The following is a 15,064-nucleotide window of genomic DNA, read 5'->3' as shown; positions in this document are numbered from 1 at the left end:
AGCGCTGGCGAGAGCGGCTGCACGCTGCCCGCTGACTACCTCAGCCAGCGTTCTGTAAGGCCTGCCATACCTTCTGTGGTGTTACGGGCATATCGAGGTTCTCAACGCCGCTGGCCGCCAGCGCATCCAGCACCGCGTTGACGAGTGCAGGCGCGGCGCCGACCGTGCCGGCCTCACCCGCACCTTTGACGCCGAGCGGGTTGCGCGGTGAGGGTACCTCTCTGTAACGGAAGTCCACGTCCGGGAGCCAGTCACTGCGCGGCATCCCGTAGTCCATGAACGTGGCACTCAGTAGCTGGCCGCTGTCGCGATCGTAGGCGGCGTGCTCGGTCAGTGCCTGACCGAGACCTTGGGCAATGCCGCCGACTATCTGGCCTTCCAGCAGCAATGGGTTAATGACGACGCCGACATCATCCTCGACGGTGTAGCGGAGGATGCGGGTTACACCGGTTGCGGGATCGATTTCCACTTCGCAGACATGGCAGCCGTTCGGAAATGTTCCGCCATCGGGTTCGAAACGATACTGGCAGCGCAGTCCCGGCAAGACTGCCGCCGGTCGTAGCGCTTCATCGAATGACGCGAGTGCAATGTCTGTGATGGCGGCACTGTGGCTGCCGTCGCGGGTCTGGAAACGGCCATCGGCGAAATCGATCTGAGCCTCCGGCGCCTCGAATACCGCAGCGGCCATGCGCTTGCCTGCTTCTACCACGAGGTCCGCACAGTGGCGGAGCGCCGACCCGGCAATGGCCAGGGAGCGTGAGCCGTTCGTGCCTTGTCCGGTGGGCACCTGCAGAGTATCGCCCTGTACCAGGTCTGTGTGTTCAATGCCGGTCCCGAGCACGGCGGCGACGATCTGCGCGTAGCTGGTTTCATGGCCTTGTCCGGTCGATTGCGTGCCAGCGGTCAGTTCAAGGCGCCCGTCATGCCGAAACCTGATATGCGTTTCTTCACTACCAGCCGCCGAACAAATTTCCACGTAGCTGGCGAAGCCGATGCCGCGGAGCTGGCCACGGTCGCGGCTTTCCATGCGGCGCTGTTCGAAGCCGAGCCAGTCCGCGCGCTGCAGCGCCGCTTCCATAATTTCGCTGTAGCGACCGGAGTCGTAACTGCGTCCTGTCGCCGTCAGGTAGGGGAATTGATCCGGCGCAATAAAATTTCGCCGGCGAATTTCGTCGCGGGCAATGCCGAGTTCGAGCGCTGCCCGGTCCATCAACCGTTCGATCAGGTAGGTGGCTTCAGGACGGCCAGCGCCCCGATAAGCATCGACCGGGACTGTGTTGGTAACGACCATGTTGATTGCGACGTGCAGTGCGGGGATGTCGTAGCAGCCGCCGGTCATGCACGCGCCGAACCAGGGGATGATAGGGCCGGCCTGAGAGCAGTAAGCGCCAATATTGGCATTGACGGTAGCACGCATGGCGAGGACCCTGCCGTTGTCGTCCAGCGCAAACTCAGCATGGCTCTCGTGATCGCGGCCGTGTACGTCGCTTTGGAAGCTCTCGCTGCGGTCAGCGGTCCACTTGACCGGCCGGCCCAGCATCTTGCTCGCGAACACTGCGACGACGGTTTCGCACTGCAGGAAAAACTTCAGGCCGAATCCGCCGCCTACATCGGGACAAATGACCCGCAGTTTGTCCTTGTCCAGATCGACGGATTTCAGGATTCGATCGCGCAACGCGTGCACGCCTTGACAGCCCTGATAGACCAGCATGCTGCCGTCGTCCGGATCGTAGCTGGCATTACACGCACGGGGCTCCAGTGCGGCCGGCGCAACCCGGTTGTTGATGACTTCAATGCGCACGCGTCGCGGTGAAGTCTCGAATACCGCATCGGTTCGTTTTTGGTCACCGTAGCTCATCGTGCCGTAGTGATTGCTTTCGAGGTCTGCGTGAATGGCTGCTTCAGTCGCACGCAGCGCATCGCCTGGGGTAACCGCTGCGGGCAGTTCATCTACATCGAACAGGATGCTGTCGGCTGCGGCCTGAGCCATTGCCGCGCTTTCGGCGATGATGGCCGCCACCGGCTCGCCAACGTACCGAACCCGGTCTCGTGCCAGCGGCGGTTGTTTGAGTGCTTGGCGGCTGCCATCCGGCATGGCGGCACCAGCGACATCGCGGACTCCGGCCGCCAACAGGTCCTGACCGGTGTAGACCGCGAGCACACCGGGCATGGCCCTGGCCTCGCTGGTATCAAGTTCAGTGATTGTTCCGTGCGCGTAAGGTGAGCGATAGAAGCGCAGCCAGGTTTGGCCGTCGAGGACGATGTCATCGGTATAGCGGCCTGAGCCCGTCAGGAAGCGTCGATCCTCTTTGCGTGCCACCGCCTGACCGGTGTTCATTTTGTTCACGTTATCCTCGAAAACGGTGGCGGGAACAGGCCGCATTGTGCTTCGCGCGGCGGTCGAGTTCAATTGCGCGCCGGGAGGTGTTGTTGCTGCAGGATCAACCCTGCTGCATGTTTCGGCCAGCCTCTGTCCGGATGACTGCCACGACGATGAGCAGGTATTGTCTTCTGCGCAAGGCTGCCAGGTGCGAACCGCAGTGCTTGAAGCATATCGTGAATATTACGCGCCGCTTTGCTAGATTGTGGCTCCCGTGACAATAACAAACATACGGCGGATCCTTAATCATGAAGCCAAAACAACGCGCTGCGTACTGGCGGGCCAATCTCAAAGTGCTTGCCGGCTGTATGCTGGTCTGGTTTACGTGTTCCTTCGGATTGGGCATTCTGCTGGTTGACCAGCTTAATCAGATAACGATTGCCGGATTTCCGCTGGGGTTCTGGTTTGCACAACAAGGCTCGATCTACATATTCGTTGCACTGATTTTTTTCTACGCCTGGAAAATGAATCAGCTCGATCAGAAGTACGACGTGCACGAGGATTGAGCAGATGGAACTACAGACACTGACCTACCTCGTTGTGGGCGCAAGTTTCGCGCTCTACATCGGTATCGCCATCTGGTCCCGCGCGACGACAACGGGTGATTTCTACATAGCGGGCAAGGGCGTTTCGCCGGTCGCCAATGGTATGGCAACGGCCGCCGACTGGATGAGTGCGGCATCCTTTATTTCAATGGCGGGACTGATCGCCTTTCTGGGCTACGACGGTTCGGTGTACCTGATGGGCTGGACCGGTGGCTACGTATTGTTAGCATTGTTTCTCGCACCCTACCTGCGCAAGTTCGGCAAGTTTACGGTGCCGGAGTTTATTGCCGAACGTTACTACTCGAAGACCGCCCGCATCGTCGCGGTCATTTGCCTGATCTTCGTCTCGTTTACCTATGTCGCCGGGCAGATGCGTGGTGTGGGTATTGTATTTTCGCGGTTCCTGGAGGTTGACGTTACCGTCGGGTTGATAATCGGCATGGCGGTGGTCTTCGTCTATGCAGTATTGGGTGGCATGAAAGGCATTACCTATACCCAGGTTGCGCAGTACTGCGTACTCATTTTTGCCTACACGGTTCCGGCGATTTTTATCGCATTGCAAATCACCAATAACCCGATACCGCAGATTGCGTTTGGTGCCGATATTGCTGATACCGGAACCGGTTTGCTCGAGAAACTTAACGACATCGTTACCTCGCTCGGGTTCAACCAGTACACCAGTGGGACGAAGAGCAAGATCGATGTCTTCTGTATCACGCTGGCACTGATGGTCGGTACGGCCGGCCTGCCGCACGTGATCGTACGGTTCTTCACGGTACCCAAAGTGCGTGATGCCCGGCGTTCAGCCGGCTTTGCTTTGCTGTTTATCACCATTCTCTACACGACGGCACCTGCGGTTGGTGCAATGGCGCGATACAACCTTTTGAATACCGTGCAGCCCGGGGCTATTGGTGCGGTTGAGGGTAATCTGGAATACAGCGCGCGCCCGGAATGGATGAAGACCTGGCAACAAACCGGGCTCCTCAGTTTCACTGACAAGAACGGCGATGGCCGTATTCAGTACTACGACGATTCCAACGCGGAATTTGCGGCCAGGGCGAGTGCCTACGGCTGGGAGGGGAACGAGCTCTCGGTCGACAATGACATCATGGTGCTCGCAAATCCGGAGATCGCGAATCTGCCGGATTGGGTGATTGCGCTGGTTGCTGCCGGTGGCATTGCGGCCGCGCTGTCTACCGCGGCAGGCCTGTTGCTGGTTATTTCCGCCGCGGTATCGCACGACCTCGTCAAAGGCATCTTCATGCCGGGCATTTCTGAAAAACGCGAGCTGCTGGCAGGTCGCATTGCGGCCGCATTTGCCATTCTGATTGCCGGGTATCTGGGCTTTGATCCACCGGGCTGGGTTGCGCAGGTTGTGGCCTTCGCATTCGGTCTCGCGGCTGCATCGCTCTTCCCCGCGATCTTGTTGGGCATATTCTACAAGCGGGCGAACAAAGAAGGCGCGATCGCCGGCATGCTGACTGGCCTGCTATTCACCTATGGCTATATCGAGTTCTTCAAGGGGCTATTCCTCAAGTGGGCGGGCGCGCCATGGGGGGAGAATGTTGCGGCCAACTGGTTATTCGGCATTTCTCCCGAGGGTATCGGTGTGATCGGCATGCTGCTCAATTTCGCTGTCGCAATCAGCGTCAGCAAATTGACCAGTCCGCCGCCTGAGCACATTCAACACCTCGTTGAAGATATCCGCGTGCCGCGCGCAGCCTGAGTGGCCTGAGCAGATGCGGGATTGACTGAATAGTGACAGCGCATACCCATCATTCGGACAGTCACCGGGTATTGTTAGCGCTGCTGTTGACCGCCGTCTTCACGGTTGTCGAGGCCGTTTCGGGAGTATTGACCAGTTCACTGGCTTTGTTGGCTGATGCGGGCCACATGCTGACCGACAGCATGGCACTGGCTCTGGCGGCTTTTGCGTTTCGGGTCGGTCGACGGCCGGCAGACCCGCGGCGCAGCTACGGATACCAGCGAGTTCAGATTCTCGCCGCTTTTGCCAACGCGATAACGCTCATCCTCATTGTCGGCTGGATTGTTGTGGAGGCAGTATCGCGTCTGCTGACGCCTCCGGCTGTTCATGCGACCGGAATGCTGATCGTGGCGATCCTGGGGCTGCTGATCAATATTGCCGCTTTCGCTTTATTACACGGTGGCGATCGGGACAACCTGAATATGCGCGGCGCTGCGTTGCATGTGCTTGGTGACTTGCTCGGCTCCGTTGCCGCCATTGTTGCAGCGCTCGTCATTCTTACTACTGGCTGGATGCCGGTCGACCCATTGTTGTCTGTCGTGGTGGCTGTCCTGATACTGCGCAGCGCATGGCAACTGTTGCAGAAAAGCGCGCACATTTTGCTGGAGGGTACACCTGACTGGCTGGATGTGGCGGCGATGCAATCGGTGCTGGTTGCCCGTGTGCCGGCCGTCAAAAGTATTCACCACGTGCATGTCTGGGGTCTGACCCAAGAGCAGGCGATGCTGACCATGCATGTCGTGTTGCGGGATACGGCCGGCGATTTTACAAATTGTGTTCGCGAACTTAAGGGAATACTCGCATCCGACTATGGCATTGCGCATTCAACGATTGAAGTGGAGGGCGGGCACTGCGCTGATCATGCGGAGGACCAATGATCAGCTGGTGGCGCGGTCTTCCGGGCGAACGATACCGATATAGGGCAGCGTTCGGTCACGCTCGGCGTAATCGAGTCCATAGCCGACGACCCACTCATCTGCGATGCTGAAGCCGGTATAGTCGATTGGAACGTCGACTTCCGCGCGCTCCGCTTTGTGCAGCAATGTGCAGGTTCGGACCGATGCCGGGCCGTGCGAGCGCATCATGCCAATCAGGTAGTCAAGGGTATGGCCGGTATCAACGATGTCTTCGATGATCAGAACGTGCTTCCCTTCAATATTGCCGCGAACATCCATCAGCAGGCGCACGGCACCGCTGCGTTGACTTCCATTCTCGTAACTGGAAACTGCGATGAACTCGATCGTGCGTGGAATAGTCAGGCGACGTGCCAGGTCCGCGAGAAAGATGAACGAACCTTTCAGAACCCCGACCAGTACCAAAGGTGTCTTATCAGCGTAGTCTTTCGATATTTCCGCAGCGAGTTCATTGACCCGCGATGCAATTTGCGCCTCGGAGAGCATAACCTCAGGTGGCAGTGTGTTCATTTCCGGCTCCCTTCGAATGGTTGCCGACTATAGCGAAAGCCGGCAAAACTTGTGAAGCATCACAGTCAGATATTGTGACGTGGTGCGATTGCGACCCATAACGAAAAGGCCTATCTTCAGCGCTAATGATTGACCACTTCAATACTGACGGCATCAGCTTTGCGCCTGGCGGCGACAAGCTGTCTATGGCAATGCAGTCGCTCGACAAGCCTTTGTACTGGCTGCACAGCCCAGGTCGGACGTTGTCATTGTTACTGCTGTTTGTCGTCTGTCAAACGATTGCGACAGCAGCAGGTTATCAACTGAGTGTGCAGGGCAACGGTACTGTCATATTCTGGCCAGCGGCCGGGATGCTTTGCGGTACGCTGGCATGTACACCGATCCGCACCTGGCCATTGTGGTTGCTCGGCACGTTCATTGGCCGCTTGATTGCGGAATTTTTTCTGTTCGAGTTTCGTCCCATTATCATTCCACTTGCGTTCAGTGCCGCGACAGGTGTTGAGAGTCTGGTTTTCGCGTGGTTAATCCGCAGCCCTCTGCAACAGTCATACCGACTCAATCGACCGTTGTTTTTTCTGGCGGCATTCGTCGTGGTCATTTTCATTGCAACGACGATCGGTGGGTTGCTGGGTTCGGCCGTAGTCGAACTAACGTTTGTTGTCAAAAACGCCCCGTTCTGGGAAAGCTGGCGAATTTGGTTTGCCGCTGATTTCCTCGGCATTATCGTTCTGGTGCCGCTGATTGGTTGGGTCTTGATACCCCAGATTCGCGTACACACCGGTAAGGCAAAGCCGCTGGATTATGCGGTGTTGGTGCTGTTCCTGGCAGGGGCAGGTTTGCTCGGCAAAGAGGTTGTCGCTGTAGACGGCAAAGCGCCCGGTGATGCTGTAATGGCGCTGATGATGTTGGCATCATTGGTGCCATTATTGTGGTCTGTATGGCGCTTCGCTTTCCCCTTGGCCGTTGCCGTCCAGCTGGCGTTGGTCGTTTCAGTCATCTGGCTCGCAGTTCACGGCTACGGGCCGTTCAGCATGGTTGCGGATAGTTCTCTGGACGCCTTGGGCAAGATGCAGATCTACCTGATCGTCCTGATCCTTGCTGTGTTGCTGTTTCTGTTTGCCATGATTGAGCGTGATCGCGCCACGATCGAGCTCAGGATGCACCGGAACGTGGGCAAGGTACTGGTTACCCTGACCGAAAAGCTGGTCGCCGCAGATCACGAGCGTCTGGATACTGTCATTGACGAAGTGTTGCGCGAGATCGGCCTGTTTGCTGAAGCGGATCGCTGTGTCCTGGTGCAAATCGACGCCGTTCGCGGGGTCGGTTCGATGTCACATCGCTGGGACAGGACTGACGCAGACGGGTCCGGCCCAATGTTCAAGGATCTCGATCTCCGGCAATTCTCATGGTTGGTGGAACAGATCAGAAATCGCGGTTACGCGTATATTTCTGATGTCAGAGGGTTTGAGAGTGCCGGCGAAAATGAGCGGCAAGCCATCCAGGCTCAGCTGCCGAAGGTCGAGTCATTGGTTCTTGTCGGCTTGCTTACCGATGGGCAGCTGGTTGGGGCAATTGGTTGCAGCTACTTTCACAAGGGTGTGAGCTGGAGTGATGAGTCTCTGTCCTTGATGTACCTGATCGGGCAATTGTTCTCCAATGTCATGACGCGCAAGAAAGCGGAGCGTGTGGTCAAGCATCATCAGGAGAAGCTGCGTTCGCTGGCCGCGGATATGGCGATTAGCGAAGAACGGGCGCGGCGACGTACGGCGGTGGATTTGCACGATGGCATTGGTCAGAATCTGGCAGTGGCACGTATGAAGGTCGGGTATTTACTGGCAAATTCCGACGGTGCCAACGAAGAATTGTCACAGGTTCGCAGTCTGATTGACGAAGCTCTGCGCGGTACCCGGCATATCATTGCGGATCTCAGTCCGTCAATTTTGTACGAGCTTGGGCTGTTTCCCGCGCTGGAGTCCCTGGCGGAACGCTTTGAGCTGGCAAACGACATGACTTGCGTGGTTGTTGAGAGTGGCGAGGCCTGGTCGCCGGATTACGACACTCGAATCGGCATGTACCGTGCGGTACAGGAGTTTCTGAATAATGTCGCTCGTCACGCACGAGCGCAGAATGTCAGAATCAGCCTCCAGTGGACAGCCGATGATGTCGAAATTGAAGTGAGTGATGATGGTGTTGGATTCAATGTCGAACAAGTCATGGAATTTTCACCTGCGGATTCGAGTTTTGGCTTATTTTCAGTGCGCGAGACCATAGAATTGCTTGGTGGAACGCTAACGGTTGAGTCGAGTCGCGGCATTGGTACGCGTATACGTTTATGCGTGCCTTTGCGTGAATCAGGGAGTGAAGAGTGACCGTACGAATCCTAATTGCAGACGATCACCAGGTGGTGCGTGACGGTCTCAAGGCATTGCTGGATATTCCGCCACGCTTTCAGGTCATAGGGACCGCCTGCGACGGTCGTGAAGCATTCGCTTTAGCGCGAAAGTTGAACCCGGATGTCGTGATCATTGACATCGCCATGCCGGAGTTGAATGGCATGGATGCCACCAAGCGTATGCTGGCAGAGATGCCCGGGCTGCGTATTATTGCGTTGTCCATGCATTCAGATAAACGTTACATCTCGGGCATGCTTCAGGCGGGAGCATTGGGCTACGTGCGTAAAGAGTCTGCATTCGAAGAAATAAGCGCCGCAGTCGAGGCTGTTAGTCAAGGTAATGTCTACCTCGGCGAAGGTGTCGCGGGTGTCGTAGTCAACGATTACCGGCAGATGATATCCCGTGGCAATACTGATGATATCGACCCATTGTCGGCCCGTGAACGAGAGGTTCTGCAGCTGCTCGCCGAAGGCAAGAAGACCAGCGATATCGCCGCTCGATTGCACGTCAGCAGCAAGACGGTCGAGACCCATCGCCGCCAGATCATGTTGAAACTGGAAATAGACACCGTAGTGGCGCTGACCAAGTACGCCATACGTCAAGGCCTGATCTCCCTCGACGACTGACGGTTCGGCACTCCCGTCTGCTCAGATTTGGCCTGATGCACAGCTAAGGCAAATCGACAGGCAAAATCAGCCTATTCCCGATTACCCCCTGTCCTCCCGTCAGGCCTAATAAGCCCAGACTGGGAAACCTGCCGCGCGTTGCGGGAGGTAATTGGGTACCGGAACGGCATATGACGCGGAACATCAGCCTACCTGGAGTGACAGGACCGATCCTTGGATCGGCATGCCTGTTTGCGGCCATATTCTGGCTGCTGGACTCCGGAGTCGCGTTCTGGCTATCCAACAGGGATTTGTTGACAGCCCTCCTGCCGGAAGGTGGGGCGTTTGTTTCGCGCCTCGTCTATGCCGTCCTGCTTGCGCTTGCCGGTTCAGTTGCCGGTGCTGCGCTGCAGCGCCGCCGGGCGATGGAACTGTTCGCGGTCGACAAACTGAAGGGCAGCAGGCGCAAGTACAATTGTCTACTTGCCGCATCATTCGACAGTGTCATTACCCTGGGAAGACACGCACGAATCATGGAGACCAGCGATTCCGCCGAAACGCTGCTGGAAGCCAGTGGCCGGTTGTTGTCTGGCCGGCCTTTCGACGACTTTGTTGTTGATGATCACGACACTCTGATCTATGACTTACTGCTACGAGCCGCCAGAACACCGGACGTCGGTGTTCCTGTACGAATAAGGAGTCACAAAGGCCGAACATTCCCAGCGGAAATTCGCGTAACGCCAATGCCGGCAGGAAGTGACAGTGATTACGTTGTCGCGATAAGGGAAACCACATCCAGTATCGTTGCCCGAAAATCGCTGCGTCATTCCGAGCGCCGCTTTCAGTCGTTGTTCGACAATATACTGGACGGCGTCTATCGCAGTGCTGCGGATGGTTGCATCATCGCGGCCAATCCGGCGCTTGCCCGTATGCTTGGTTATGATTCTGTCGAAGACCTCATCGAGTGTTCGCGTACTCGTGACATCTATGTCGATCCGGAGCAGCGAAAACTCCTGAAAGCAGAGTTGGATGTACATAACACGGCACGCAATGTCGAAGTTACTTTGCGTCGTCGCGATGGCAACACAGTGCATGTGCTGGCTAACGTTCGCGCTGTAATAAGCGAGAACAATGAAGACGTTGTCTATGAAGGCACTTTCACGGATGTCAGTGATCTTCGCCAGGCGCGAGAAGCGCTGGAAGACAGTGAAGCCCATTTCCGATCGCTTTGCGAACATGCTCTGGACGTTGTGACAGTTATCGATACGGATGGCGTGATCGTCTATACCAATCCGGCCAGCGTAATACTTAGTGGTATACCAGTGGCGAGTCAGATTGGTACCAAGTTGACCGGTATGCTGCATCGAGATGACATCGAGTCAGTCGACGAGGTGATCCGCGCCGGCTTTTCCCGCCCTGGCACTCCGCATCGTTTCACTTGCCGCCTCTGTCGACAGGGCGGCGATGAACGCCTGGTTGAAGCAGTAGGAACTGCCTATCTTGGTCGGCACGGTGAATTGCGAGCGGCTATTCATTCTCGCGACATTACTGAGCGCGTGCAATCCGAACAGGCCTTGCGTGACATGCAAAAGCTGCAGGTCGTAAGTCGACTGACTGACGGCTTAACTCATGAATTCAGCAATCTGTTAACGGTGATTTCCGGCAATTTGGAGATGCTGAATGAAAGCATCGAAGTTCCAACCAGGGAAGTGCACGTACGTTCGGCATTGAATGCGTGTCAGCAAGGTTCGGACATGCTTCGGCGAATGATGGCATTTGCAGACCGTTCTGATGCGCGACCCGAGAATATCAATGTCAATGGACTGCTAATGGATATCGAGCCTGTGCTGCGCCGGAGTCTGAGTGAAACAATTGATGTTCGCACTGACTACGCAGACGAGCTTTGGACGGTCAATATTGATCCGCTACAGCTTGAGGCGGCGGTTCTGCATCTTGCTGTCAACGCAAAGGAAGCGATGAACGGGCATGGTCAGTTGACGATTGTTACGCGCAATGAACCAGCACCAGTCGCTCAACAGAGTTCTGATGTGGATTCGGCGACGGACTGGGTTTGTATCAGTGTTACTGACAACGGGTGTGGAATGGATAAAGGCGTGCTTCGACATGCAACGGATCCGTTTTATTCCGCGAGTATTGGCGAGGGCAAGAATGGGCTGGGCCTTAGCGTTGTCAGGAAGTTTGTGGAAACGTTCGGCGGCAAGCTGCATATCGCTAGCGAGACCGAGAAAGGTACGACCGTCAGTATCCGGCTCCCGAGAGTCAGTGAACTTGCCGCTCCGGAAGCGAAACCGGAAAAGTGCACGGGCGGCGGCGAGAGCATCCTGGTCGTCGATGACAATTCTGACGTGCGCAGTGTCAGCTCTGCCTTACTGCGAAGTTTCGGCTACCGCGTAAAGGAAGCAGCAAACGGCCAGGCTGCCATGCATTTGCTACAGACAGAACACGTGGATTTGCTGTTCACGGATCTTGCCATGCCGCACCTGTCCGGGCAGGACCTTGCAGAACTGGCGCGGAAGCAGAATCCGAATCTCAGAATATTGCTTACTTCCGGCAATGAGGCCGCGATGGCCGAGGCCAATGACGGCCTCACTTCTCCCTACGAACTAATTCGTAAGCCATTCAGAAAGCAACGACTCGCTGAACAAGTGCGCGAGATACTGGACGCCTGAATTATGAGCAAGAGACTGAACAGATTCCTGATTGTGGACATGACCGAAGACGCCTGCAGGCAGTTCTCACGGGTGGCACGACGTCTCGGGTACTCGTGGGAAACAGCGGACAGTCTGCAGACTTTCAGCACCGCACTCGATAAATTCGCGCCAACGGTTATTCTGATCGATCTGCAATCTGTGGAGAACGGTGGCCTGGATTACCTGAAAGCCATGCGTGACCAGAATTCGGCAGCACAGATAGTCCTGACGAGCGACGATGCCGGCCGGCCGCTGGAAACTGCCAAGCAATTGGCGGAGTTCTTGGGTCTTTCAGTGATTGCCAGTTCCCGTTCTTCGATATTCCTCAATGTACTGCGAAACGAACTTCGGCGCGCTCGACAGTCACGTACCGAAATGACTCTAAGTGATCTGCAGGACGCGGTCAGGAACGGTGACATAAGGCCGTACTATCAACCGAAGGCCAGCAACTCTGCTAACAAGGCCTGGCCGGTCAGTGAGGTTGAGGCGCTTCCCAGCTGGCACATGAGTGAGTCCAACGTCATCATGCCTGAAGACTTTTGCTGGCTGGCAGAGGATGGCGGGCTGATGCCGGAAATCACGAACAGTTTGCTAGGCAGAGTGATCGAACAGATGTCGGTATGGAACGCAAAGAAACTCAATCTTCGCGTTGCGGTGAATTTGCCGGCTTCGTCGCTAACTGACCGATCGCTGCCACGGCGATTGTTTGGGATGGCAACCCGCGCGCAGGTTGATTGCTCGGCGTTGACGCTCGAAATTTCTGAAGCCAATGCGATGAATTACTCGACAGCGGCTGTTGAAGTGCTGACCAATTTGAAGTCCATGGGCTTCAAGCTGGCGATTGATGAATTTGGCACCAGCTATTCGTCGCTCGAACAACTGTGCCGCCTGAAATTTGATGAGTTGAAGATCGACTCATCTCTGGTGCATGAGAGTCGCGTCAGCGGTGAAGCTCGAACGATCATCGAGGCCACAGTGCTGCTTGCGCAGAAACTGGGGCTCAGCGTTTGTGCGGAGGGCGTCGAATCTCAACGCACTCTGCAGTATCTCGGCAAGATTGGCTGCAATAAAGCCCAGGGCAACTATATCAGTCGCCCGCTTCTTGCCAATATGTTGGAGGCTCGCCTAAACGAATGGAATGTGCCGGCGAGCATGTAGTGAGCGGTTCGCCGGTCAGTGCGAAATGACGTGCGCTGACCGGCATTTTTTTTCCTGAAATTTTGAGATATGAAAGTCCGCAATCAGCCGGACTGGCTCGATCGAGACCGCTGTGCCGGGTTCGGCCGTTCTGAGCGGTGACATCAACCGGGTTATAGGCCAGACAGCGCTATAGCCAGCCCCGCCATTTGAACGTGGTGACCAGCGATACTGCGACCGTTGCCATCGCGCCAAGCACCGCGAAGTAGCCGTAGTGCCAGCCTAGTTCGGGCATGTATTCAAAGTTCATTCCGTACAAGCCGGCCATCAAGCCAAGCGGCAAAAAGACCACGGTAGCGATCGTCAGCACCCGCATCACCTGATTGAGACGATGTGAGAGCAGGCTCAGGTGGGTATTTAACAAGTCTACGGCGAGCTCCTGGTTCAACTGACACAGGCTTGCAAGCCGGTCCAAATTCTCGAACAGGTCATTGAACTCGTGTTTGTTAAGCTCCAGTGGCAGCTCGGTTCCGGTGCGTGAAAGTTGGCTGAATGCATTGCACTGATAGACCAGATGGCGACGTAGCCGTTTTAACGCGCGGTTGTATCGACTGAGGCTTTCAATCACATCATCATTGGCGCTTTCGTAAACCCGGTCCTCAAGAGTTTCCAGGTGTTGTTCGAGTTCCATGACTTCCGGGGTATACACATCCACGATGGTGCGGCTGATGATATAGGTCAGGTGGGCGGGCCCCGCTTGCATCAACGAAGGTTTATTTCGAACCAGCTCCTGTACCTTTTCAATGCTGGGGATGAGCTCGTGGTGCCGGGTAATGACGAACCGGTTGCTAACGAACAACGCAAGGTCGGCGACTTCCGGTTCGCTGTCTTCATAAGCAGTCAAAAGGTCCCGCAGCATAATAAACAGGAATTGCTCGAAGACTTCGAGTTTCGGCGGATGCCTGTCCCGGTGTGCGTCTTGCATGGCCAGTTTGGATATCTGGAACTGCTCGCGGAGTACCCGGCGCTCGGTGTCATCGGGTTGGCCCTGGAAATCGAGCCACAGCCAGTTGCCCGATTCGTCGGTCCAGCTTTCGACCAGCTCCAGGCCGCCGCTTACCAAGGATTGATCCGTCGGGTTGTACATCAATGCGCGAAGTTCTGACATAGGGGCTAATCCTCAGAGTCGGCGGAGGGTATGGCGGCTTGGGCCATTTGGATCTGCAGAGGTTTGGCGGCATCAAGGTGCAGGTCGACTTGTGGAAACGCAATAACAATGCCGTTCGCGTCGAAGAGCTCGGTAATTGAATGCCGGATTTCGCTGCGAATTCGGCGCAATCCACGTTCGCCACCTGTCAGACACCAAAAGTAAGCGTCGAATACTAACGCGCTATCGCCGAAGTCTTCGAATATCACGGTGGGGGCGGGCTCGGGTTGCACCTCACTTTGTGCGACCACGGCTTGCTCGATTAGCTCGGCGACTTTGCGTGTGGGAGTGCCGTAGGCGACACCGACACGAATCTTTGCGCGTATTTGTTGGTCTACCAAAGTCCAGTTGACGACGGTACGTTCCAGCATCTGACTGTTCGGTACCAGAATGTGGACGCCGTCGACCCGCCGAATCCGGGTTGAACGGTTGCCGATTCTTTCGACTACGCCGGTATGTTCGTCGACTTCAATGTAGTCATCGATTCGAACCGGACGTTCGACCATCAGAATCCAGCCGCTGATGAAATTGTTAATGATGTTCTGGGCGCCGAAGCCCACCCCGATTGCGATAGCGCCAGTAAGAAACGCGAATGCGGTCACGGGGATGTGCAGAAGACTCATCGCGGTCAGAGCAACGCAGACTATGAGTACATAGAAAACGATGCGCTGCAGGGTTTGGATCGCATCCGGACGCATCTCGGTTTGCGCCAGTCGCTGGCTCAGAAGTTTCTCCATGAGTCGGCTAATGAGGTAACCGATTACGATCAGAAGGGCTACCAAGACCATTTCGCCGACGGTGATCGGGTCGCTGCCGAGAGGGATTAGCGGAAAGTGCCAGATGTTGTTGAATTTCTGCATGGGCCCGCCGTCCATATTGCCAGTGTTAATGGTAACG

The 15,064-nt window shown here is 56.1% G+C and carries 11 protein-coding genes; 7 read left to right on the top strand and 4 right to left on the bottom strand.

The window, feature by feature from the left end:
- Positions 1-40 precede the first annotated feature (40 nt).
- Positions 41-2,338: a xanthine dehydrogenase family protein molybdopterin-binding subunit gene (locus tag BA177_RS11705; RefSeq protein WP_082990066.1), complete on the bottom strand. Its 2,298-nt coding sequence runs from the start codon at positions 2,336-2,338 to the stop codon at positions 41-43.
- A 290-nt stretch (positions 2,339-2,628) separates the two neighbouring features.
- Here BA177_RS11705 and BA177_RS11695 point away from each other — a divergent pair, with 290 nt between their 5' ends.
- The 3 genes from BA177_RS11695 to BA177_RS11685 are packed head-to-tail and all read left to right on the top strand — an operon-like array spanning position 2,629 to position 5,568.
- The gene (locus BA177_RS11695) at positions 2,629-2,886 is read left to right on the top strand and encodes a DUF4212 domain-containing protein (RefSeq protein ID WP_068616417.1); all 258 of its coding nucleotides are present in this window, start codon (positions 2,629-2,631) and stop codon (positions 2,884-2,886) included.
- Between the two features lie 4 nt (positions 2,887-2,890).
- Positions 2,891-4,651, top strand: a complete 1,761-nt coding sequence (locus tag BA177_RS11690) for a sodium:solute symporter family protein (protein ID WP_068616415.1) — start codon at positions 2,891-2,893, stop codon at positions 4,649-4,651.
- A gap of 32 nt (positions 4,652-4,683) precedes the next feature.
- Positions 4,684-5,568: a cation diffusion facilitator family transporter gene (locus tag BA177_RS11685; protein WP_231892439.1), complete on the top strand. Its 885-nt coding sequence runs from the start codon at positions 4,684-4,686 to the stop codon at positions 5,566-5,568.
- Here the strand turns inward: BA177_RS11685 and hpt are convergent, their stop codons facing one another.
- The gene (hpt, locus tag BA177_RS11680) at positions 5,569-6,114 is read right to left on the bottom strand and encodes a hypoxanthine phosphoribosyltransferase (protein WP_068616411.1); all 546 of its coding nucleotides are present in this window, start codon (positions 6,112-6,114) and stop codon (positions 5,569-5,571) included.
- 125 nt (positions 6,115-6,239) lie between these two features.
- On the opposite strand from hpt, the gene BA177_RS11675 reads away from it, so the two are divergent.
- The 4 genes from BA177_RS11675 (at position 6,240) to BA177_RS11660 (ending at position 12,981) form a co-directional block, all read left to right on the top strand.
- Positions 6,240-8,483, top strand: a complete 2,244-nt coding sequence (locus BA177_RS11675; RefSeq protein WP_068616410.1) for a sensor histidine kinase — start codon at positions 6,240-6,242, stop codon at positions 8,481-8,483.
- The gene (locus BA177_RS11670) at positions 8,480-9,133 is read left to right on the top strand and encodes a response regulator (protein ID WP_068616408.1); all 654 of its coding nucleotides are present in this window, start codon (positions 8,480-8,482) and stop codon (positions 9,131-9,133) included. Before BA177_RS11675 ends, BA177_RS11670 begins: the two co-directional genes overlap by 4 nt.
- Before the next feature lie 197 nt (positions 9,134-9,330).
- Positions 9,331-11,802 carry a PAS domain-containing hybrid sensor histidine kinase/response regulator gene (locus BA177_RS11665; protein WP_197493000.1) on the top strand — a complete coding sequence of 824 codons (2,472 nt, stop codon included), beginning with the start codon at positions 9,331-9,333 and terminating at the stop codon, positions 11,800-11,802.
- A gap of 3 nt (positions 11,803-11,805) precedes the next feature.
- Complete coding sequence (locus BA177_RS11660) at positions 11,806-12,981, top strand: EAL domain-containing response regulator (protein ID WP_068616405.1); 1,176 nt, start codon at positions 11,806-11,808, stop codon at positions 12,979-12,981.
- 169 nt (positions 12,982-13,150) lie between these two features.
- Here BA177_RS11660 and corA read toward each other — a convergent pair whose 3' ends face one another.
- Both corA and BA177_RS11650 read right to left on the bottom strand, forming a co-directional pair.
- Complete coding sequence (gene corA, locus BA177_RS11655; RefSeq protein ID WP_068616403.1) at positions 13,151-14,128, bottom strand: magnesium/cobalt transporter CorA; 978 nt, start codon at positions 14,126-14,128, stop codon at positions 13,151-13,153.
- Between the two features lie 5 nt (positions 14,129-14,133).
- A complete protein-coding gene (locus tag BA177_RS11650) occupies positions 14,134-15,027 on the bottom strand; it encodes a mechanosensitive ion channel family protein (protein ID WP_068619273.1) in 894 nt (297 codons plus the stop codon).
- Positions 15,028-15,064 lie beyond the last annotated feature (37 nt).

The sequence above is a fragment of the Woeseia oceani genome (genome assembly GCF_001677435.1).
Classification (GTDB): domain Bacteria; phylum Pseudomonadota; class Gammaproteobacteria; order Steroidobacterales; family Woeseiaceae; genus Woeseia; species Woeseia oceani.
The sequence above is the reverse complement of the archived record's forward strand: the minus strand, read 5'-3'. Positions and strand labels throughout refer to the sequence as shown.